At 70.6% G+C, this 20,096-nt stretch carries 17 protein-coding genes; 11 read left to right on the top strand and 6 right to left on the bottom strand.

What is annotated here, in order from left to right; translation table 11 throughout:
- Positions 1-19: 19 nt before the first annotated feature.
- Together rhaI and ASD93_RS11650 are read right to left on the bottom strand one after the other, a co-directional pair.
- Positions 20-1,186: an L-rhamnose isomerase gene (rhaI, locus tag ASD93_RS11655; RefSeq protein ID WP_056122572.1), complete on the bottom strand. Its 1,167-nt coding sequence runs from the start codon at positions 1,184-1,186 to the stop codon at positions 20-22.
- Positions 1,183-1,566, bottom strand: a complete 384-nt coding sequence (locus tag ASD93_RS11650) for an L-rhamnose mutarotase (RefSeq protein WP_056122569.1) — start codon at positions 1,564-1,566, stop codon at positions 1,183-1,185. Before ASD93_RS11650 ends, rhaI begins: the two co-directional genes overlap by 4 nt.
- Positions 1,567-1,663: 97 nt before the next feature.
- Between ASD93_RS11650 and ASD93_RS11645 the strand changes: the two genes are divergently transcribed.
- Together ASD93_RS11645 and ASD93_RS11640 are read left to right on the top strand one after the other, a co-directional pair.
- Positions 1,664-2,671 carry a LacI family DNA-binding transcriptional regulator gene (locus tag ASD93_RS11645; RefSeq protein WP_056122566.1) on the top strand — a complete coding sequence of 336 codons (1,008 nt, stop codon included), beginning with the start codon at positions 1,664-1,666 and terminating at the stop codon, positions 2,669-2,671.
- Positions 2,668-3,912, top strand: a complete 1,245-nt coding sequence (locus ASD93_RS11640; RefSeq protein ID WP_056122562.1) for an FAD-binding protein — start codon at positions 2,668-2,670, stop codon at positions 3,910-3,912. The genes ASD93_RS11645 and ASD93_RS11640 overlap by 4 nt, the downstream gene beginning before the upstream one ends.
- A 19-nt stretch (positions 3,913-3,931) precedes the next feature.
- On the opposite strand, the gene ASD93_RS11635 is transcribed toward ASD93_RS11640, so the two are convergent.
- Positions 3,932-5,299 (bottom strand): MFS transporter, encoded by a 1,368-nt coding sequence (locus tag ASD93_RS11635; RefSeq protein ID WP_056122559.1) that lies wholly within the window; start codon positions 5,297-5,299, stop codon positions 3,932-3,934.
- Positions 5,296-5,760 (bottom strand): MarR family winged helix-turn-helix transcriptional regulator, encoded by a 465-nt coding sequence (locus ASD93_RS11630; protein WP_056122557.1) that lies wholly within the window; start codon positions 5,758-5,760, stop codon positions 5,296-5,298. The genes ASD93_RS11635 and ASD93_RS11630 overlap by 4 nt, the downstream gene beginning before the upstream one ends.
- 78 nt (positions 5,761-5,838) lie before the next feature.
- Between ASD93_RS11630 and ASD93_RS11625 the strand changes: the two genes are divergently transcribed.
- The 6 genes from ASD93_RS11625 to ASD93_RS15990 all read left to right on the top strand — a co-directional run bounded on the left by ASD93_RS11625 (position 5,839) and on the right by ASD93_RS15990 (position 12,980).
- Entirely contained in the window at positions 5,839-6,690 is an 852-nt protein-coding gene (locus tag ASD93_RS11625; protein WP_056122554.1) for an alpha/beta hydrolase, read from the top strand.
- A gap of 242 nt (positions 6,691-6,932) precedes the next feature.
- Entirely contained in the window at positions 6,933-8,555 is a 1,623-nt protein-coding gene (locus ASD93_RS11620) for a glycoside hydrolase family 6 protein (RefSeq protein WP_056122551.1), read from the top strand.
- 61 nt (positions 8,556-8,616) lie between these two features.
- Positions 8,617-9,666: a biotin/lipoate A/B protein ligase family protein gene (locus tag ASD93_RS11615; RefSeq protein WP_056122548.1), complete on the top strand. Its 1,050-nt coding sequence runs from the start codon at positions 8,617-8,619 to the stop codon at positions 9,664-9,666.
- A 22-nt stretch (positions 9,667-9,688) separates the two neighbouring features.
- A complete protein-coding gene (locus ASD93_RS11610) occupies positions 9,689-10,597 on the top strand; it encodes a DNA-methyltransferase (protein ID WP_082569301.1) in 909 nt (302 codons plus the stop codon).
- Positions 10,598-10,606: 9 nt separating this feature from the next.
- Complete coding sequence (locus ASD93_RS11605; protein WP_056122544.1) at positions 10,607-11,593, top strand: LLM class F420-dependent oxidoreductase; 987 nt, start codon at positions 10,607-10,609, stop codon at positions 11,591-11,593.
- Between the two features lie 967 nt (positions 11,594-12,560).
- The gene (locus tag ASD93_RS15990) at positions 12,561-12,980 is read left to right on the top strand and encodes a DUF559 domain-containing protein (RefSeq protein WP_056122541.1); all 420 of its coding nucleotides are present in this window, start codon (positions 12,561-12,563) and stop codon (positions 12,978-12,980) included.
- A gap of 143 nt (positions 12,981-13,123) precedes the next feature.
- On the opposite strand, the gene ASD93_RS11595 is transcribed toward ASD93_RS15990, so the two are convergent.
- Together ASD93_RS11595 and ASD93_RS11590 are read right to left on the bottom strand one after the other, a co-directional pair.
- The gene (locus ASD93_RS11595; RefSeq protein ID WP_056122538.1) at positions 13,124-14,617 is read right to left on the bottom strand and encodes a carboxylesterase/lipase family protein; all 1,494 of its coding nucleotides are present in this window, start codon (positions 14,615-14,617) and stop codon (positions 13,124-13,126) included.
- Between the two features lie 142 nt (positions 14,618-14,759).
- A complete protein-coding gene (locus ASD93_RS11590) occupies positions 14,760-15,353 on the bottom strand; it encodes a TetR/AcrR family transcriptional regulator (protein ID WP_235566946.1) in 594 nt (197 codons plus the stop codon).
- A 145-nt stretch (positions 15,354-15,498) separates the two neighbouring features.
- On the opposite strand from ASD93_RS11590, the gene ASD93_RS11585 reads away from it, so the two are divergent.
- The 3 genes from ASD93_RS11585 to ASD93_RS11575 are packed head-to-tail and all read left to right on the top strand — an operon-like array spanning position 15,499 to position 19,917.
- Entirely contained in the window at positions 15,499-16,818 is a 1,320-nt protein-coding gene (locus ASD93_RS11585) for an MFS transporter (protein WP_056122533.1), read from the top strand.
- Positions 16,818-17,588, top strand: coding sequence for a phosphatase PAP2 family protein (locus tag ASD93_RS11580; protein WP_056122530.1), 771 nt, complete (start codon positions 16,818-16,820; stop codon positions 17,586-17,588). Before ASD93_RS11585 ends, ASD93_RS11580 begins: the two co-directional genes overlap by 1 nt.
- A gap of 34 nt (positions 17,589-17,622) precedes the next feature.
- Positions 17,623-19,917: a glycoside hydrolase family 3 C-terminal domain-containing protein gene (locus tag ASD93_RS11575; protein ID WP_056122527.1), complete on the top strand. Its 2,295-nt coding sequence runs from the start codon at positions 17,623-17,625 to the stop codon at positions 19,915-19,917.
- Positions 19,918-20,096: the final 179 nt, after the last annotated feature.

The following is a 20,096-nucleotide window of genomic DNA, read 5'->3' as shown; positions in this document are numbered from 1 at the left end:
TGAGTTCGGGGGTGGGGGGTCAGGCGCCCCAGCCGGCCTGGGTGCCGCCGACGCGGTCGGCCGCGATCTGCTGCTGGTAGCCGGATGCCGCGTAGGCGGCCATCGGATCGGCGGGCAGGCCACGCGACTCCCGCCACGCCGCGAGCGGGGGACGCACGTCGGTGTAGAACGCGTCCATGAACACGGCCTGCGCTCCGAGCACGTCGTTCGCGGCCTGGGCGGCGGCGAGGGCATCGCGGTCGACGAGGAGCGCGCGGGCCGTCATCTCCTGCACGTTCAGCACGGAGCGGATCTGACCGGGGATCTTGTCCTCGATGTTGTGGCACTGGTCGAGCATGAAGGCGACGTCGGGGTTGTTGAGGCCGCCGCCGCGGATGACCTCGAAGAGGATCCGGAACAGCTGGAACGGGTCGGCTGCGCCCACGATCAGGTCGTCGTCGGCGTAGAAGCGCGAGTTGAAGTCGAAGGAGCCGAGCTTCCCGAGGCGCAGCAGCTGCATCACGATGAACTCGATGTTCGTGCCGGGAGCGTGGTGGCCGGTGTCGAGGCACACCATCGCCCGGTCGCCGAGGGCGGCCACCTGGGCGTACGAGGTCCCCCAGTCGGGAACATCGGTGTGGTAGAACGCCGGCTCGAAGAACTTGTACTCCAGCACGAGGCGCTGCTCCTCGCCGAGGCGTGCGTAGATCTGCTGCAGCGAGTCCTGCAGGCGGTCCTGGCGGGCGCGCATGTCGTTCTGGCCGGGGTAGTTCGAGCCCTCCGCGAGCCAGATCTTGAGGTCCCGCGAACCGGTCGCGTGCATGATGTCGATGCACTCGAAGTGGTGGTCGACGGCCTTCTGGCGGATGCGGTCGTCGGCGTGGGTGAGGGCGCCGAACTTGTAGTCCTCGTCCTGGAAGGTGTTCGAGTTGATCGTGCCGAGCTCGACGCCGAGGTCGTGGGCGTGGCGGCGCAGCTCGTCGTACGAGTCGACCTTGTCCCACGGGATGTGCAGCGCGACGCTCGGCGCGAGGGCGGTGAACTCGTTGACCTTCGCCGCGTCGGAGATCTTCTCGAACGGATCGCGAGGCGTGCCGGCGGTCGTGAACACACGGAACCGCGTGCCCGAGTTGCCGAATGCCCACGAGGGCAGCTCGATGCCCTGGCCCTCGAGCTGCGCGAGGATATCGGGGGAGAGAGTGGTCACGATGCGTCGCTTTCCGCCCCGGATGCTGCGGCATCCGTGAGCTGTTCGTGCAGGTTGAAGATCTCGGTCAGCGCGGTGGCGGCCTGGTCGGGACGACCGGCGAGGCCGACGAAGTAGGGGGCCATCTCGGCCTCCCAGCGGGAGGCGATCGGGGAGGCGGCGAGGTAGGCCTGCGCGGCCGCGTCGTCGTCGGTCTCGTAGTAGCCGATGAGGCGTCCGCCGTCGGCGAGGAAGAGCGAGTAGTTGCGTCGGCCGGATGCCGCGATCTCGGCCAGCATCTCGGCGCGCACGGGGCTGTGGCGGGCGACGTACTCGTCGAGCAGCTCGGGCTTGACGTGAAGCTCGAAGCAGACGCGCGTCGTCGCGGCGGTGCTCGTCATCGAGTTGCTCCTGTTGCTCGTGGTCTGAATCGTTTCAACGATAACTCGCGGGTATCGTTTCACGCAACCCCGCAGGGGTGGGAATCGAGGTGGCGGCATGTCGGTGAGCGTCAAGGACGTCGCGGCGCTCGCGGGCGTGTCCGTCGGCACGGTCTCCAACGTGCTGAACCGACCGGACAAGGTCGCCCCGACGACCGTCGAGCGCGTGCAGTCCGCGATCGCGCAGCTCGGGTTCGTCCGCAACGACGCCGCACGGCAGCTGCGTGCCGGACGCAGCCGCAGCATCGGACTCGTCGTGCTCGACGTACGCAACCCGTTCTTCACCGACGTCGCCCGCGGCGCCGAACGTCGCGCGGCCACAGACGGCCTGTCGATCCTCCTCGGCAACAGCGACGACGACCCCGCGCGCGAGTCCGACTACCTCGACCTCTTCGAGCAGCAGCGCGTCCACGGCGTGCTCATCACGCCCGTCGACGAGATCTCGGGCCGCCTCGAACGACTGCGCACGCGCGGCATCCCCGCCGTCCTGGTCGACCGCCTGAGCGAGGGCGCGGAGTTCTCGTCGGTCTCGGTGGACGACGTCTCCGGCGGCTATCTCGCCGTGCGCCACCTCCTCGACATCGGCCGCCGCCGCATCGCCTTCGTCGGGGGACCGGAGCACGTCCGCCAGGTGGCCGACCGGCTCGAGGGCGCGCGTCGCGCCGTGGCGGAGGAACCGGATGCCGCGCTCGAGGTGGTCGAGACGTCGGCGCTCAGCGTGCTCGAAGGGCGCGCGGTGGGCGAGAGGCTCCGCTCCCGCGGGCCGGACGGACGCCCCGACGCGGTCTTCGCCGCGAACGATCTGCTGGCGGTGGGCGTGCTCCAGGCGCTCGTGATGCTCGGTTCGGTCGCGGTTCCCGGCGACGTCGCGATCATCGGGTACGACGACATCGACTTCTCGGCCGTGACCGTGGTGCCGCTGTCCTCGATCCGCCAGCCCAGCGAGCTGATCGGCCGCCGCGCGGTCGAGCTGCTCCTGGCCGAAGTCGACGGCGCGGCCGAGCGTGAACAGGTCGTGTTCCAGCCCGAACTCATCGTGCGCGACTCGACGAGGGCACGCGCATGACCCGCAACTGGGCGGGCACCCACCACTACGCCGCACCGCGCATCGTCCCGGCGTGGAGCGAGGCCGATGTGGTGCGCGCCGTGCGCGCCGACCGTGAGCCGGTCCACGCCCTGGGCACGCGCCACTCCTTCACCGATCTGCCCGACACCTCGGGAACCCTCCTCGACCTGGCCGGACTCGAGGGCGGGTTCTCCCTCGGCGACGGCGTGGTGCGCGTGGCCGCCGGCACGCGCTACGGCGTGCTCGCGGCCTGGCTGGAGGAGCGCGGGCTTGCCCTGCACAACCTCGGATCGCTCCCCCACATCTCCGTCGCCGGAGCGACCGCGACCGGAACGCACGGGTCGGGCGACCGCAACGGGGTGCTCACCACGGCGGTCCGCGGCATCCGCTACGTCGATGCCGACGGCGAGGTGCGCGAGGTCCGCGACGGCGACGCCGACTTCGACGCGCTCGCGGTCGGACTCGGGGCGTTCGGCGTCGTGGTCTCGCTCGACATCGCCACCCGCCCGTCCTACCGCATGCGGCAGGACGTCTACGGGGGAGTGTCGTGGGATGCCGCGCTCGGCGCACTCGACGCCGTCACCGGCGCCGGATACAGCGTGTCGGTGTTCACGCGCTGGGAGGAGTCGTCCGTCGGGTGGGTGTGGGTGAAATCGCGCATCGAGTCCGACGACGCCGAGGTGCCGGGGACGCTGCTGGACGGTGTGCGCGACGCCGACGCCGAGCCGCTGGGCGGACTCGCCGACGTCACCGAGCTGCGCGGCGTGCCGGGCCCCTGGATGCTGCGGCTCCCGCACTTCCGGCTCGACGGCACACCGTCGTTCGGCGATGAGATCCAGAGCGAGTACTTCGTCGCGCGCGAGCACGCACCGGCCGCGCTGCGCGCGATGCTCGAGCTCGGCGACCTCATCCGTCCGCTGCTGTTCGTGAGCGAGCTGCGCACCGCGTCCGAAGACAGCCTGTGGCTGAGCCCGGCATCAGGAGAGAACGTCCTCGCGATCCACTTCACGTGGCACAACGACCCGGCGGGCGTGGCCACGGTGCTTCCGCGGATCGAGGCGGCGCTGGCGCGGTTCGACGCTCGTCCGCACTGGGGCAAGCGGCACGGATTCGATCGCGCGGCGATCGAGCGCGTGCATCCTCGACTGGGGGATGCGCGGGCCGTGTTCGAACGACTAGACCCCGCGGGCCGGTTCTCGAACGCCCACCTGGAGCGCCTCGGCGTGCGCGAGCCGCGCTGACGCGGGCAGACCCGCCGTCTCAGCCCGCCCGGCGCTCGGCCATCGCCTTCTCGGGCAGTCGCACGGGGGTGGTCGATGCGACCTCGTCGCTGAACTCCTCAGGCGCGGGCTGCACGACCGAGAGCGGGCGCGTCTCGTCGATGGTGAGCCGGAATCGCTTCTCGTCGTTGCGGTGCAGTCGGCCCGAGACGATCAGCCACGTGGCGCCGATGGCGAAGGCGACGAGCGCCGCACCCGCACCGAGCAGGATCGCCTGGCGCGGCCCGTACTCCGAGGCGACCCATCCCACGATCGGCGCGCCGATCGGCGTCCCGCCCATCAGGATCGCCATGTAAAGCGCCAGGACACGGCCCCGCAGGGCGGGATCAGTGGTGGTCTGCACGTAGCCGTTGGCGGTCGTCAGCATCGTCACGACGGCGAATCCGGTGAACATGAGCGTGATGGCATATGCCCAGTACGTGGGCATGAAGGCCGACACGGTGGCCGCCACGGCGAACAGCAGCGTGCCGCCGATCACGACCCGGATGCGGGCGCGGTCACGGCGCGCGGCGAGCAGCGCGCCGGCGAGTGAGCCGATGGCGAGGATCGAGCTGAGCAGGCCGTAGCCGTCGGCCTCCTGCCCGAACTCGAGGGCCATCGTGGAGGCGAAGATCGGGAAGTTCATGCCGAACGCGCCGATGATGAACACCATCGCGAACGTGACCATCAGGTCGGGACGTCGCGCGACGTAGCGGAACCCGTCGGCGAGGCGCGAGGCGCCCGGCGCCTTGACGCGCGGGATGAGCTCGTCGGTGCGGATCAGCAGCAGCGCCACGATCATGGCGAAGAACGTGACCCCGTTGACGAGGAACACCCAGCCGGTGCCCACCGCGACGATCACCACGCCGGCGACGGCGGGACCGATCATGCGCGCGCCGTTGAACGAGGCTGCGTTGAGGGCGACCGCGTTGGAGGCGATCTCGCGCGAGACGAGGTCGGAGACGAAGGCCTGCCGCGCGGGGTTGTCGAAGGCGGCGATCACCCCGAGGCCCAGCGCGAACGCGTACATGAGGGGCAGCGTCATCACGCCCAGGAGCAGCAGCACACCGATGGCGACTCCGAGCACGAGCAGCAGGCTCTGCGTGACCACGAGCAGTCGGCGACGATCGAACCGGTCGGCCACCCAGCCGGTGACCCCGACGAGGAGGAGCGGCGGCGCGAACTGCAGCGCCATCGTGATGCCCATGGCGGCGGCGTCGTTGTCGGTGAGCTCGGTGAGCACGACCCAGCTGAGTGCCGTCGCCTGCATCCAGGCGCCGACGTTGGACACGAGGGCGCCGATGAACCACACGCGGTAGTTGAAGATCGAGAACGACCGGAACATCGCCGAGCCTTCGCGGCGGCTCATCGGGCGGCCATCCGCTCCATGATCTCTGCGGCCCGGTCGAGGGCATCGCGCTCGTCGGCGGTGAGCTCGTCGAGCGCCGACTCGACCCAGGCATCCCGGCGCCGCGCCGTCTCGGCGACGACGGCCTGACCGTCGTCGGTGAGGGAGATCACGACCTTGCGTCCGTCGTTCTCGTCGGCCGACCGCGCCACGTACCCGGATTCCTGCAGGCAGTTGACCGTGCGGTTCATCGACGGCGCCGACACGCGTTCGCGCTCGGCGAGTTCGCCGAGCGTATGGGGACCGTGCACCCAGAGGGCGGCGAGCACCGCGAACTGGCCGTCGCTCATGGAGTCGACCGCGCGCTGCGTGCGCATGCGGCGGGCCAGCCGGAAGGTCGCGATGCGCAGCCGGGAGGCGGCGGCGGAGTGGTCGTCGTGTGCGTCGGCGGGCGTCTGCGTCGGTTTCGTATCGGTGCTCATTCGAATCCTTAGCATAGCTCATTAGTCATGCTAAAGGAATCGGATGCCGCCTCCCGCGCCTCCCCTAGACTTCTCCGCATGCCCGAGTTCATCGATGCGCACGGCATCGCGATCGTCTACGACGTCCACCCCGCGACCGCCGAGCCTCGGGGCGTCGTCCAGCTTCTCCACGGCGTGGGCGAGCACGCCGGGCGCTACGCCGCCGTGATCGACGCGCTCACCGCGGACGGCTTCACCGTCTACGCCGACGACCGCCGCGGCCACGGCCGCACCGGGATGCGCCACCACGGCGGCGATGCCGAGAAGCTGGGCCGGCTCGGCCCCGGCGGGCTCCGCGCCGCGATCGCGGGATGCTGGCAGTTCACCGAGCTCATCCGGGCCGAGAACCCGGGTCTGCCGCTCGTGATCCTCGGCCACTCGTGGGGATCGTTTCTCACGCAGATCCTCGTCGACGACCACCCCGAGGCCTACGACGCGGTCGTCCTCAGCGGCACTGCGCTGCGCTGGCCCGGCTCGCTCAACTCCGGCGACCTCAACAAGCCGTGGAAGGCGCCCGACGCGATGGGCACCGAGTGGCTGGCATCCGACCTCAGCGTCGGACGCGCGTTCCTCGACGACCCGCTCACCACCGACGAGCCGCTCATGAAGCTGTTCGGGCCCCTCGACACGCTGCGCCTCATCGGCAAGCCGCGCAAGAACCTCGGGTTCGACATCCCGGTCCTTCTCATGGTCGGCCGCGACGACACGGTCGGCGGACCCCAGAGCGTGCATCGCCTCGCCGACGCCTACCGCACGCGGTCGGGCCTCACCGATGTCACGACCCTCGTCTACCCCGACGTGCGTCACGAGATCTTCAACGACGTCAGCCAGGCCGAGGTGCGGGCCGATCTGCTGGCATGGCTCGATCGGCGCTTCCCGACCCAAGGCTGAGGCGCAGGACCCGAGGCTGACGCGCAGGGCCCGTTTGTGCGGGCATATGCGTGGATTCGTTGGCCTTGCTGCATGCATTCGCCCGCACAAACGGGAGGATGCCGGCGCTGTCGCGCCGTTGACGCAGCGGACGTTGTAGGCCATCCTGGGGCCAGCGTGCACCGTGGGAGCGCTCCCACGCCGGCACGGTGCAGCTCCCCGGACGACGACGCCCGGTGGTCGACGAAGACCAGGAGACCCCCATGACCCAGGACATGCCCCGTCCGACCGTCGCCGCAACGCGCCGACGCAGAACCCTGGCGCTCACCGCAGCGGCCGCGCTCGCGGTCGGCCTCGCGGTGCCCCTGGCCGCGGGAACCGCCGTCGCCGACGAACCGGGTCTCGCCGGCTCGGAGCTGTACCTCAACCCCTGGAGCACGACCCTCGAAGCCGCGCAGACCCTGCGCGGCCAGGCACGCACCGACGCACAGCTGCTCGGTTCCATCCCCTCCGCCGACTGGTTCACGAAGGGCACCCCGGCCAAAGTGAAGGCCGCCGTCGACGAGGTCGTCTCGGCCGCCGCCGCGAACGGCCAGATGCCGATCCTCGTGGCGTACAACCTGCCCTTCCGCGACTGCGCGCAGTACTCGGCCGGCGGGGCGCTGGACACCGCGGCCTACCAGGCGTGGATCGACGGCTTCGCGGCAGGGATCGGCGACCGTGCCGCCACGGTGATCCTCGAGCCCGACGGCCTCGGCATCATCCCCCACTACACGCCGCTCGAAGGGCCGACCGAATGGTGTCAGCCGGCCGAGGTGCCGGCCGCGACCGCGGCATCCGATCGATACACCCAGGTGAACTACGCCGTGGACGCGCTCGGCGCCCTCGCCTCGACCTCGGTCTACCTGGATGGCACCGGCGCGAGCTGGCTCAACGTCGGGGAGATCTCCGACCGTCTCATCAAGGGCGGCGTGGAGCGGGCCGACGGATTCTTCCTCAACGCCTCGAACTACCAGTTCACGGCCAACTCGACGTACTTCGGCACCTGGGTGTCGTCGTGTATCGCGTACGTCACGAAGGTGAACCCCGGTGACTTCGGCTCGTGCGGCAACCAGTACTGGAACGGCGGTCCCGCCACGAACTGGGACGGCACGGCGATGTCGCCGTACGGCGAGTGGGGACCGGGCAACGCGGACCTCGCCCTGAACACCGACGGCGTCGATTCCCGCTACGCCTCGATCCTCGGCGCGGTCGAGCCGACGACGCGGTTCGTGATCGACACGAGCCGCAACGGCCTCGGACCATGGGCATACCCCAGCGGGGTCTACTCCGCCCACGAGGACTGGTGCAACCCCCCTGATCGGGGCCTCGGGCTGCGCCCGTCGACCGAGACCGGTGTCGCGCTCGTCGACGCCTACCTCTGGATCAAGGTCCCGGGCGAGTCGGACGGCAAGTGCTACCGCGGGACCGACGGACCGCTCGACCCCGAGCGCGGCATCGAGGATCCGGCGGCCGGGCAGTGGTTCGTCGAGCAGGCGCGCGAGCTCATCGCGCTCGCCGACCCGCCGGTCGCACCGCTCGACTGCCACGTCAAGGTCGTCGGCACCAAGGTCGGCAAGGGGTTCATCGCGGCGCTGACCGTCCGCAACGGCGGCACGACCACGCTCAGTCCGTGGACGCTGTCGTGGACGTTCGACGGCACGCAGAAGGTGGTCAAGGTGGTCGGCGGCTCGTTCGTGCAGGACGGAGCCACCGTCACCGTGACGGCACCGAAGGCGCTCAAGGCATTGCGCCCCGGAAAGACGACGGCGCTCGTCGTCACCGGCGTCGGAGCAGCCGTCGAGCCGTGGCAGTTCCACCTCAACGGAAAGGCCTGCACCTCCTGAGACCAGCGGCGGCGCCGGGTGCCCCCGCCCGGCGCCGCCGCTCCGCAATTAGGCTGAGGCCATGCACGGCGAATACAAGGTGCCCGGCGGGAAGCTGGTCGTCGTCGACCTCGAGGAGCGGGACGGCCGCATCGCCGACTTCCATCTCGCCGGCGACTTCTTCCTCGAGCCCGACTCGGCCCTCGACGACATCGACGCCGCGGTGAACGGGCTCCCGATCGAGGCCGACGTCACCACGATCGCCGCCGCCGTGCGCGCGGCCCTCCCCGAGGGCGCCCAGCTGCTCGGCTTCACGCCGGAGGCCGTCGGGACCGCGGTGCGCCGCTCACTGGTGACGGCGCCGGGATGGCGCGACTTCGACTGGGAGATCGTGCACGAGCGACCGGTATCGCCGCGCATGAACCTCGCGCTCGACGAGGTGCTCACCGCACGCGTCGGCGACGGGCTCCGCCGGCCGACGCTGCGCCTGTGGGAATGGAACGAGTCGGCCGTCGTGATCGGTTCGTTCCAGTCGCTGCGCAACGAGGTCGACCCCGACGGAGCGCGGCGACACGGCTTCGACGTCGTGCGCCGCATCTCCGGCGGCGGGGCGATGCTCATGGCCGCCAACTCGATCGTCACCTACTCGCTGTACGTCCCGGCATCCCTCGTCGCCGGACTGACGTTCGCCGACTCGTATGCCTTCCTCGACGACTGGGTGCTGCAGGCGCTGCGGTCGCTCGGCATCGAAGCGACCTATCAGCCGCTCAACGACATCGCCTCGCCGCAGGGCAAGATCGGCGGCGCCGCGCAGAAGCGCCTCGCCAACGGCGGCGTGCTGCACCACGCAACGCTGAGCTACGACATGGACGGCCAGATGATGACCGAGGTGCTGCGCATCGGCCGCGAGAAGCTCAGCGACAAGGGCACCGCCTCGGCGGCGAAGCGCGTGGACCCGCTGCGCCGCCAGACCGGGCTGCCCCGCGAGGCCGTCATCGAGAAGCTCAAGGAGACCTTCGCCGCTCTGTACGGCGCTGTGCCCGGGCATATCACCGAAGAGGAATACGCCGAGGCCGAGGCGCTCGTCGAGTCGAAGTTCGCCACCGACGCGTGGCTGCGCCGGGTGCCGTGATCGACTCGTCGGGCGTACTGCTGTGAGCGAGCAGGCGGATGCCGCCACCCGGCCGAGCGCGGCATCCGGTGCTGTCGAGATCCATGAGGGCGACAACCTCGACGTGATCCGCGCGTTCGCCGACGGCTCGTTCACCCTCGTCTACCTCGACCCGCCGTTCAACACCGGGCGCACGCAGGAGCGCGCGCTCGAGGTCGCCCGTCCCCCGGGCGAAGAGCGCTCGGGCGACGCGGTCGTGCGGCGCGGATTCCATGGCCGCGAGTACGAGCGGCTGCGCGGCGACCTCCGCGCGTACGGCGACCGGTTCGACGACTACTGGGGCTTCCTCGAGCCGCGCCTGCTCGAGGCGTGGCGCCTGCTGGCCGACGACGGCACGCTCTACCTGCACCTCGACTACCGCGAGGCGCACTACGCCAAGGTGCTGCTCGATGCGCTGGTCGGGCGCGACCGCTTTCTGAACGAGCTCATCTGGGCCTACGACTACGGCGCCAAGACCCGCCGGCGCTGGCCCACCAAGCACGACACGATCCTCGTGTACGTCAAGGATCCCGACCGGTACTGGTTCGACTCCGAGGCCGTCGACCGCGAGCCGTATATGGCGCCCGGGCTGGTCACCCCCGAGAAGGCGGCGCGCGGCAAACTGCCGACCGACGTGTGGTGGCACACGATCGTGCCGACGACCGGTCGTGAGAAGACCGGGTATCCGACGCAGAAGCCCGAGGGCATCCTCCGCCGCATCGTGCAGGCGTCTTCGCGACCCGGGGACAGGGTGCTCGACTTCTTCGCCGGCAGCGGCACGACCGGCGCGGTCGCATCGGCGCTCGGCCGCGACGCGGTGCTCGTCGACGAGAACCCCGCCGCGATCGCGGTGATGCGAGAGCGGATGCCGCACGCCACCGTCGTCGGCTCCGGCATCCGTCATCGCTCGTAGGCTGGGGGAATGCGCTTCGGAACCTTCATCCCCCAGGGCTGGCGATTCGACCTCGTCGGCATCGACCCCGCCGACCAATGGCGCGTGATGGCCACGCTCGCCCAGCTCACCGACGAAGGCCCGTGGGAGTCCCTGTGGGTCTACGACCACTTCCACACGACCCCGGTGCCCTCCGACGAGGCGACCCACGAGGCGTGGACGCTGATGGCGGCATTCGCGGCCTCGACCTCGCGTGTGCGGCTCGGGCAGATGTGCACGTGCATGGGGTACCGCAACCCCGCGTACCTCGCCAAGGTCGCCGCGACCGTCGACGCCGTCTCGGGGGGCCGCGTCGAGATGGGCATCGGCGGCGGCTGGTACGAGCACGAATGGCGGGCGTACGGGTACGGGTTCCCCGAGGTGAAGGACCGGCTGGGCATGCTGCGCGAAGGAGTCGACATCATGACCCAGGCCTGGACGACGGGCACGGCCACGCTCGACGGCAGGCACTACCAGGTCGACGGCGCGATCGTGCGGCCTCTGCCGCTGCAGCAGGGCGGCATCCCGCTGTGGATCGCCGGCGGCGGCGAGAAGGTGACGCTGAAGATCGCCGCGAAGTACGCGGCATACACGAACTTCAACGGCACGCTGGAGGTGTGGGATCGCAAGAGCGAGATCCTCCGCGGGCACTGCGACGCCCTCGGCCGGGACTTCGCGACGATCACCCGGTCGGGCAACTTCAACACCATCGTGGGTGAGACCGAAGCCGAGGCATCCGATCGCCTGGCGGCCGTCAAGGCGCGGATGCTGCCGTTCGTCGGCCAGGACCGCGCCGACGCCATCGAGCAGGAGTACCTCGCCTCGCCCGCGTTCGGCTCCGTCGAGCAGGTCGCCGAGCGCCTGGCCGAGCGCGAACGCCATGGCCTCGGCTACGCCGTCCACTACTTCCCCGAGGCGGCCTACGACCGCTCCGGCGTGCAGCTCTTCGAGCGCGAGGTCATCGGCGCGCTGGGCTAGGCCGGTGGGCCGCGGCGGGCCGGTGAGCCGGCCGGCGGCGGCGTGGCTCGCAGGTGGCTCGGCCGTCGCCGGTGTCGAGAACTGAGGAGAAACGCCGGGGCACGACGTCGCGGGCTCGCCGCGCGCGGCGTGTCTCCTCAGTTTCTTCCGTTCGGTGGCTCGATCGGCCGGGTGGGTGAAGCCCGCCGGGTACCGGCCACCGCCGAGCCGGGGCGCAACTGAAACCCGCCGGGTACCGGCCGTGCCCGCCGGTCTCGGCGATGCGGGTGTGCGAGCCTTCGCGTGCCCTGCTGCCTGCCGCTCCGACCCACCGAACCGCGACGCTGCCCGGCCGGACTCGGTCCTCGCCGGTGTCGAGAACTGAGGAGAAACGCCGGGGCACGACGTCGCGGGCTCGCCGCGCGCGGCGTGTTCCTCCGTTTCGTCCGTCCGGCGCGGCAACCCGCACGAGCGCCCCTCCTCCCCGCCCGGCGTTGGGCATGCGGCATCCCCAACCTGGCTGCGCGGCGCTCGGCGTCACGTCCAGATAGCGCAACGTGGCGCCGTGCCTGAACCGTCTGATCTCGCCGTATCGCCCAGCCTGACCTGGCGCCGCTCGGACCTGCGGGGCGCGGGCCTCACCGAACGCGGAATCACCGAGGCGGTCCGCACGGGTGCCGTCCTCCGGCCTCGCGGTGGCAGCTACCTTCCCCATGACACACACCCGGATCTCGTTGATGCGTGCCGTCTGCGCGCCCGACTCGGTTGCCTCTCGGAGGTCGCCCGCCAGGGCGTCTTCGTTCTCGAAGCTCCGACGCTGCATGTCCACCACTCGGCGACCTCTTCGATGCAGGGGAGGGTCGCCCGGCCAGTCCGTCACCATTGGGGTCGGCTGCACCGGACGCCCCACCCGCGCGCGACGGCCGTCGACCTCTTCGACGCACTGCTTCAGGCCGCGCGATGTCAGAGTCCGCGCGCCACCATCGCGATGCTGGATTCCGCGCTGCATCTCGGCCACCTGCATGCCGACGACCTGGACGAGTTCTTCGCCGTCCTCCCTCGTCGATACCGCAGGATCCGCTCGTTGCTCGATCCCCGGGCGGAATCCGGTGCGGAGTCGCTGGCTCGTCTCATGCTCAGAACGCTCGGCGTCGACTTCGAAGCGCAGGCGGAGATCGCCGGGGTCGGTCGGGTCGACTTCCTCGTGAACGGGTGGCTCATCGTTGAGTGCGACAGCCGCGCGCACCACTCCGACTGGGCGGCCCAGCGACGTGACCGACGCCGTGATCAGGTGGCAGCCGCTCGCGGCTATGCGACCTTCCGTCCTATCGCCGAGGACATCTTCTGGGATCCCGCCCAGGTCCTGGCCGCGCTGCGGGGACTCGTCGGCTCCCTTCGCCGGCGCTGAGTGTCGAGAAATGAGGAGGCTCGCCGACGTCTGAGCCGCACCGCGCCTGGCCACCGGCGTTTCTCCTCGGATTTCGACGCGCGACGCGCCACGCCGACGCGTGACGCGCCCCGCCGCAGCGGCTCGGGCCGCCGGCTCGGCGGCTACACCAGGCTCCGCACGGAGGCGTAGCCGTCGGCATCGACGTCGGGGCGGGAGGCCTCGCCGCCGAACACCCGCGTAACGCCGGGGTGCGTCGCCCAGGCGGGCCAGCCGGGGTCGCCGTCGCGGATGAGTCCGACGGCGGCACTGTGGACGGCGTCCGCGAGCCGGCGCGGCGGAGCGTCTCCGGCGATCTCGGGCACGCCGTCGGCGTCGAGGCAGTCGAACCAGAACGGCACGTCGAGGCAGTGCATCGCCCAGCCCTGCTTCGGCGACACCCACGAGAAGCGGTACGCCCACGTGGTCGCGTCGCCCCGTGCCTCGGCGATGCGCACGACCGTCGAGCGGAACACGACGTCGGTGACGTACCGGCCGAGCACGGCGGCGGTGCCCTTCCTGCGCTGTGCGGCGTTGGCCGCGAGGTAGGACCGGCGGGTCCCCTTCGACAGCTGCAGCTTCGACAGGGCGAGGCTCGCCGGCACGAAGCGCAGCTTGCCCTTCGCGGAGTCGGTGACCATCGTGAACTCGTCGTCGGTGGCGCCCAACACGAGGGGCTTGTCTGCCCCCACGCCCGCGCGCAGCGACTCCAGGGTCGGGCGCGCGATCAGATCGCCGTCGATCGCCGGGCCCATGGACGGGCCGTCCTGCAGGAGCATGAGGATGCCGGCCAGCGGGTTCGGGTCGTCGGGCGACGACGCCTTCTCCTGCAGTTCATGGAGCCGCTCCTCGGGGACGGACGCGAAGCCGTCGCGCGTGGGTGCGACTCCGGCCAGGTTGGCGAGCCTGGCCGACAGCGTGCGGGCGCGTTCGGGGCTGACGTCGGCGGTCGCCGACGACAGGGCCCATGCCGAATGGAACAGGTGCTGGGCGGCGGGCATCCCGAGCAGTGTCAGCACCGCGCCGCCTCCGGCGGACTGCCCCGCGATCGTCACGCGCGAGGGGTCGCCGCCGAACGCGGCGACGTTCTCCTGGACCCACTCGAGGGCGGCGAGCCAGTCGCGCACGCCGCGGTTCGACGGGGCTCCGGGGATGTGCCCGAACCCGTCGAATCCGAGGCGGTAGGAGATCGTCACGGTGACCACGCTGTCGCGGTTGAAGGCGCGTCCGTCGTACCAGGGGCTCGCGGGGGAGCCGCTGATGAACCCGCCGCCGTGGATCCACACCAGCACGGGGAGCGCGGCATCCCGGTTCCCGGGCTCCGGGGTGAAGACGTTCACGTTCAGCGTCGCATCGCCGGGGATCGACGGCTCGGGGATGAGCGTGATGCCCGGGTCGCCGCGCTGCGCCGTCGCGGCGTACTCGGTGGCCTCGCGCACACCGGTCCACGGCTCGGGCGGCACCGGCGCCGCGAAGCGCAGGTCGCCCACCGGCGCCTGCGCGAACGGGATGCCGAGGAACGCCGCCGAGGCGCCGCGCGCGCCGGGTTCGCCGCGCCAGAGGCCGCGGACGTCGCCGGGTGCGATGGAGACGATCGGGCCGTCCGGATGCTGCGCCACAGAGGTCCGCCTTTCGTTGGCCGCCGCCGGCGTCGGCGCCGGGGTGGATCGGTCTGTCTCCGGACCTGAGGCCGGGTCCGCAGCCGAGGCCGCCACCGGTGCGTCGGTCGCCGCACCGCGCGGCGCCGGGGAGTGCGCCGGCTCAGTCATCGCGACCAGAGGTCTCGTGTGGGCGAGGATCGAGGGCTTCGAAGAGGGCGTCGACCGTGCCTGCCATGTCGACGTCGGGCTCGAGCATCCACTGCACCTGGAGGCCGTCCGCGACGGCCTGGAAGATCCGGGCGAGCGTCGTCGGGTCGATGCGGTCGGTGACCTCACCGGATGCCTGCCTGGCGGCGATCGCGTTCGAGAACACGTCGCGCAGGACCTGGCCGCGGCTCACGAAGAACTCGTGCGCCGCGTGGTCGGGGTCGACGGCATCGACCGAGAGGCGGGCGTACAGCTGCACGAGACCCGGCACATCGGCGTTGTGCCGGATGACTCCGAGGAAGCCCTCGCGCGGATCGCTGATCGTGACCGTGCCGTCTGCTTCGTAGAGTCCGAACCCGGCCGAGTCGACCTCGTCGCGCTTGCGGAGGATCGCCGTGAAGAGCTCCTCCTTGCTGTCGAAGTAGTGGAGAAGCCCTGCCTGGCTGAGTCCCACGGCATCCGCGAGCTCCTTCACCGAAGCGCCCCGATACCCCTCTCGCGCGATGACGTCGAGCGCGCGTTCGAGGATCTCCTCGCGCTTGGCCACGCCCTTCGCGTAAGAACCCCTGCGTTCTTTCTGGCTTTCCACCATGGGGACAGTAAACCGAATGATGCTTGATTTCTCAAAACCAAATGTCATATGGTTTTGCTGCGCTCGACGCAGAGCGCCCTCCCTCCGAACAGGACGCACTATGACAACGCCGTCTGACTCCGCTCTCGCCCCCGACCCCGAGGGGCTCACGCGCGCCCCGATGACCGAGAACACCTTCGTCGCGACCGCCGCCGGCAACGACGATCCGCCCGTCCCGATCCGCGGCCTCCGCCGCCTGCTGTGGTGGATCATCCCCGCGAACCTCGGCATCTTCCTCATCTGGGGCGCGGTGCCGGGCATCCTCCTCCCCGCCCAGATCACCGAGCTCGATCCGGCGAACAAGGTGGTCAACCTCCTGATCGTCACGACGATCGGCTCGTTCGCGTCGATCCTGGCTCAGCCGATCGCCGGCCAGCTCTCCGACCGCACGCGCTCGCGCTTCGGCCGCCGGGCGCCCTGGATCGTCCTCGGCTCCCTCGCGGGCGGACTCGCGCTCACCGGCCTCGCGTTCGCGAACTCGCTCCTGGGCATCGTGATCGCCTGGACTCTCGTGCAGATCGCCTACAACTTCGCGCAGGGCCCGCTGAGCGCGATCATGCCCGACCGCGTGCCGCTCGCGCGCCGCGGAACCTTCGCCGCGCTGTCCGGGATCGGCCTCATGGTCGGCGCGCTCGGCGGCTCGATCGTCGGCTCGCTGTTCCTCCACAGCATCGCCGCCGGCTACGTGATCTTCGCGGTGATCTCGCTCGTGACGCTCACGCTCTTCCTCGTCTTCAACCCCGACTACTCGAGCAAGGAGATCGTGCCGGAGCCGTTCAAGCTCGCCGACTTCCTGCGCACGTTCTGGGTCAACCCGATCGAGCACCCCGACTTCTTCTGGGCGTTCACGGGCCGGCTCCTCCTCTACACCGGCTACTTCGCCGTCACCGGATACCAGTTCTTCATCCTCACCGACTACCTCGGCGTCGAGGACCCCGGCACGGTCATCCCGCTGCTCGGGCTGCTCAGCCTCGTCGGCATCCTGATCTCGACGGTCATCTCCGGGCCGCTCTCCGACAAGGTCGGTCGCCGCAAGCCCTTCATCTTCGGCTCGTCGGTGTTCGTCGGTCTCGCGATGGTGATCCCGATGGTCTCCCCGACCATCGAGGCGTGGATGCTCATGACCTTCATCTCGGGCTTCGGCTTCGGCATGTTCCAGGCCGTCGACACCGCGCTGATGAGCCAGGTGCTGCCGTCGGCCAAGTCGTTCGCGAAGGACCTCGGCGTTGTGAACATCGCCGCGACCCTTCCGCAGACGCTGGCCCCGGCCGTCGCCGGCGGAATCGTCCTGAGCGTCGGCTTCGTCGGGCTCTTCCCGGTCGGCATCGTGCTGAGCATCCTCGGCGCCTTCGCGGTCTGGCCGATCAAGGCGAGCCGCTGATGGCGGCACGCACCGACACGGTTCGGACGACGGATGCTGCGGCATCCGCTCCCCGCACCGGGCGCCCGCTCGCGCTCCTGGTGTGGGCGCTCGTGCTGCTCGGGGCGTTCGGCCTCATGGGGCTGTTCGTCTCGCTCCACGCGGAGGGGCCGTTCACGCAGCCGATCGACGACTGGTGGCGGCGCCTGGTCGGCGCGGCGCCGGACGGCGGCAGCCACACGTGGTTCCTGCCGATGTTCTTCCAGTACCTCGGCGAGGCGCCGGGCGCGCTGTTCATGGTGATCCTGCTTCCGGTCGGCCTCGCGGTCGTCGGGCGGTGGCGGTCGGCGCTGTTCGTCTTCGCGTCCTGCCTGGTCTCGCTCGGCCTGTACTCGCAGGGCATGAAGAACCTCGTCGACCGGCCCCGGCCCGCCGCCGACGAGCTGCTCTCGCTGTTCGGGCCGCTGTTCACGGTCGACCACGGGTCGTTCCCGTCGGGCCACGCGGTGGCCGCGGGTGCGCTCGTCGTCATCATCGCGGCGCTCATCCCCGCGGAGCGCCCGGCGCTGCGCCTGACGTGGTGGATCATCGGCGCACTCATCGGGGTGGGCATGATGTGGCAGCGCACGCTCATCAACGCGCATTGGCTCTCCGACACGTTCTTCGGCATCGTCGCCGGCGTCGCAGGCGTGCTGCTCATGTGGTGGGCCTTCTGGCCCTGGCTGCAGCGCGACTACGGCCGGCCGGTGTGGTTCCTGCACCTCCGCCGGCGAACTTCCGTCGCCGCCTGACACCCGACCCCTCATCCACGAAAGGATGGTCACCATGACCGACACCACGACCGCAGCCGCACCCCCGGCATCCGTCGCCGACTTCACCCTCGAGGAGAAGGCCTCGCTCACGAGCGGTGCGAGCTTCTGGTACACCAAACCCGTCGAGCGTCTCGGCATCCCGAGCATCATGGTCACCGACGGCCCGCACGGCCTGCGCAAGCAGCGCGAGGGCGGAGATCACCTCGGCATCGGCGACAGCGTGCCGGCGACATGCTTCCCGCCGGCCGTCGGCCTCGGATCGTCGTGGGACGTCGACCTCGTGCACCGCGTGGGCGAGGCGCTGGGTGTCGAGACCTCGATCGAGAACGTCGCGGTGCTGCTCGGCCCCGGCATCAACATCAAGCGCTCGCCGCTGTGCGGCCGCAACTTCGAGTACCTGTCGGAGGATCCGATCGTGTCGGGCGTGCTCGGCGCCGCGATCGTGCGGGGGATCCAGTCGCAGGGTGTCGGCTCCTCTCTCAAGCACTTCGCCGCCAACAACCAGGAGGACGACCGCATGCGGTCGAGCTCCGACATCGACCCGCGGCCGCTGCGCGAAATCTACCTGCGCGGATTCGAGCGCGTGGTCGAAGACGCCCAGCCCTGGACGGTGATGTGCTCCTACAACCGCATCAACGGCGTGTACGCATCGGAGGACCCCTGGCTGCTCACGCAGGTGCTGCGCGACGAGTGGGGCTTCGAGGGGCTCGTGATCTCGGATTGGGGCGCCGTCAACGAGCGCGTGCCCGGCCTCGCCGCCGGCATGGACCTCGAGATGCCGTCGTCGAACGGCACGACCGACGCGCAGATCGTCGCCGCGGTGCAGGACGGCTCCCTCGACGAGGGTGTTCTCGACACCGCCGCCGGCCGCGTGCTCGATCTCGTGCGCAAGTCGACCGACGGTGCGGGCGCCGTCGCGGGCCCGCTCGATGTCGACGCGCACCACGCGCTCGCACGCGAGGCGGCCGGCCGGTCGATCGTGCTGCTCAAGAACGAGGGCGGGCTGCTGCCCCTGAAGCCGTACGTGTCGGTCGCTCTCATCGGCGGGTTCGTCGACAAGCCGCGCTTCCAGGGGGCGGGATCGTCGATGATCAACCCGACCCGTGTCGACGAGGTCGCTCTCGAGATCGTCGCGCAGGCCACTGAGGACTACGTCTTCCAGGCGCAGGGGTTCACGCTCAACGGCTCGGGCGACGCCGCGCAGCTGCGTGCCGACGCCGTCGAGCTCGCCGCGAAGAACGAGGTCGCCGTCGTCTTCCTCGGGCTCCCGGCCGCGGCCGAGTCGGAGGGCTACGACCGCGAGCACCTCGACCTGCCGGCCGTGCAGCTCGAGCTGCTCGATGCCGTGCTCGAGGTCAACCCGAACACCGTCGTCGTGCTCTCCAACGGGGGTGTCGTGACGCTGCCGTTCGCCGACCGCGTTCCCGCGATCCTCGAGGGCTGGCTGCTCGGTCAGGCGGGCGGCGGCGCGATCGCCGACGTGCTCTACGGTGTCGTCAACCCGTCGGCGAAGCTCACCGAAACGATCCCGCACCGCCTCGAGGACACCCCGGCGTTCCTCGACTTCCCGGGCGAGTTCTCGCACGTGCGCTACGGCGAGGGGCTCTTCGTCGGCTACCGCTGGTACGACGCACGTGGCATGGATGTCGCGTTCCCGTTCGGTCACGGCCTCTCCTACACGACGTTCGGCTACGGGGATGCAGCGGCCGCCGTGAACGCGGACGGCGACGTCGAGGTGACCGTCGCGGTGACCAACACCGGCGACCGCGCGGGTCGCGAGGTCGTGCAGGTGTACACGTCGCTCCCCGGCGGTGCGGTGCAGCGCCCGGTGCGCGAGCTCAAGGCGTTCGCATCCGTGGCGCTCGAGCCGGGCGAGACGGAGGTCGTCACTCTCACGGTGCGCCGCAAGGATCTCGCCTACTGGGACATCCGGCTCGATGCGTGGGTGGTCGAGGGCGGCGAGTACGTCGTCGACGTGGCGGCGTCGAGCCGCGACATCCGCTCGTCCGTTTCGGTGCAGGTCGAGGGCGACCCCGTCGTGCTGCCCCTGTCGCGCACGTCGTCGATCGGCGAGGTCATGGCGCACCCCGTCGTGGGGCCGATGGTGCAGGCGGCGATCGCGCAGATGATGGGCGCGATGGACGGTGTGGCCGACATCATGCCCGAGGGCGTGGACGCCTCGAAGATGATGGAGTCGTTCCCCATCGGGCGGGCGGGCATGTTCGCGCTCGGCGACTCGAACGGCGCGATCAACCCCGAGATGATCGACGGCCTCATCGCGATGGCCAACGCCCCGCAGCAGGACTGAAGCGGGCGGATGCCCCGGCGCACTGGGTTGTGCCGGGGCATCCGTCGGTCCGCAGCTGACGGCACCGGCTGGTCGGAGGGCGGACAGTGCGGCGACATCCGTCGTTCACCCGTTCGTCGCCGGCGGTCACGACGCTGGGTCGCAACCCCGACCCTCGTCCTGAAGGTGCACACCCGATG

Origin of the sequence: Microbacterium sp. Root180 (assembly GCF_001428485.1) — a bacterium.
Lineage (GTDB): Bacteria > Actinomycetota > Actinomycetes > Actinomycetales > Microbacteriaceae > Microbacterium.
The sequence above is the reverse complement of the archived record's forward strand: the minus strand, read 5'-3'. Positions and strand labels throughout refer to the sequence as shown.

Excerpts from the sequence above, each read along its gene's own strand:
- ASD93_RS11650 (WP_056122569.1), bottom strand. The coding sequence starts at position 1,566 with ATGACGAGCACCGCCGCGACGACGCGCGTCTGCTTCGAGCTTCACGTC.
- ASD93_RS11645 (WP_056122566.1), top strand. The coding sequence starts at position 1,664 with ATGTCGGTGAGCGTCAAGGACGTCGCGGCGCTCGCGGGCGTGTCCGTC.
- ASD93_RS11640 (WP_056122562.1), top strand. The coding sequence starts at position 2,668 with ATGACCCGCAACTGGGCGGGCACCCACCACTACGCCGCACCGCGCATC.
- ASD93_RS11635 (WP_056122559.1), bottom strand. The coding sequence starts at position 5,299 with ATGAGCCGCCGCGAAGGCTCGGCGATGTTCCGGTCGTTCTCGATCTTC.
- ASD93_RS11630 (WP_056122557.1), bottom strand. The coding sequence starts at position 5,760 with ATGAGCACCGATACGAAACCGACGCAGACGCCCGCCGACGCACACGAC.
- ASD93_RS11625 (WP_056122554.1), top strand. The coding sequence starts at position 5,839 with ATGCCCGAGTTCATCGATGCGCACGGCATCGCGATCGTCTACGACGTC.
- ASD93_RS11620 (WP_056122551.1), top strand. The coding sequence starts at position 6,933 with ATGACCCAGGACATGCCCCGTCCGACCGTCGCCGCAACGCGCCGACGC.
- ASD93_RS11615 (WP_056122548.1), top strand. The coding sequence starts at position 8,617 with ATGCACGGCGAATACAAGGTGCCCGGCGGGAAGCTGGTCGTCGTCGAC.
- ASD93_RS11605 (WP_056122544.1), top strand. The coding sequence starts at position 10,607 with ATGCGCTTCGGAACCTTCATCCCCCAGGGCTGGCGATTCGACCTCGTC.
- ASD93_RS15990 (WP_056122541.1), top strand. The coding sequence starts at position 12,561 with ATGCTGGATTCCGCGCTGCATCTCGGCCACCTGCATGCCGACGACCTG.
- ASD93_RS11585 (WP_056122533.1), top strand. The coding sequence starts at position 15,499 with ATGACAACGCCGTCTGACTCCGCTCTCGCCCCCGACCCCGAGGGGCTC.
- ASD93_RS11580 (WP_056122530.1), top strand. The coding sequence starts at position 16,818 with ATGGCGGCACGCACCGACACGGTTCGGACGACGGATGCTGCGGCATCC.
- ASD93_RS11575 (WP_056122527.1), top strand. The coding sequence starts at position 17,623 with ATGACCGACACCACGACCGCAGCCGCACCCCCGGCATCCGTCGCCGAC.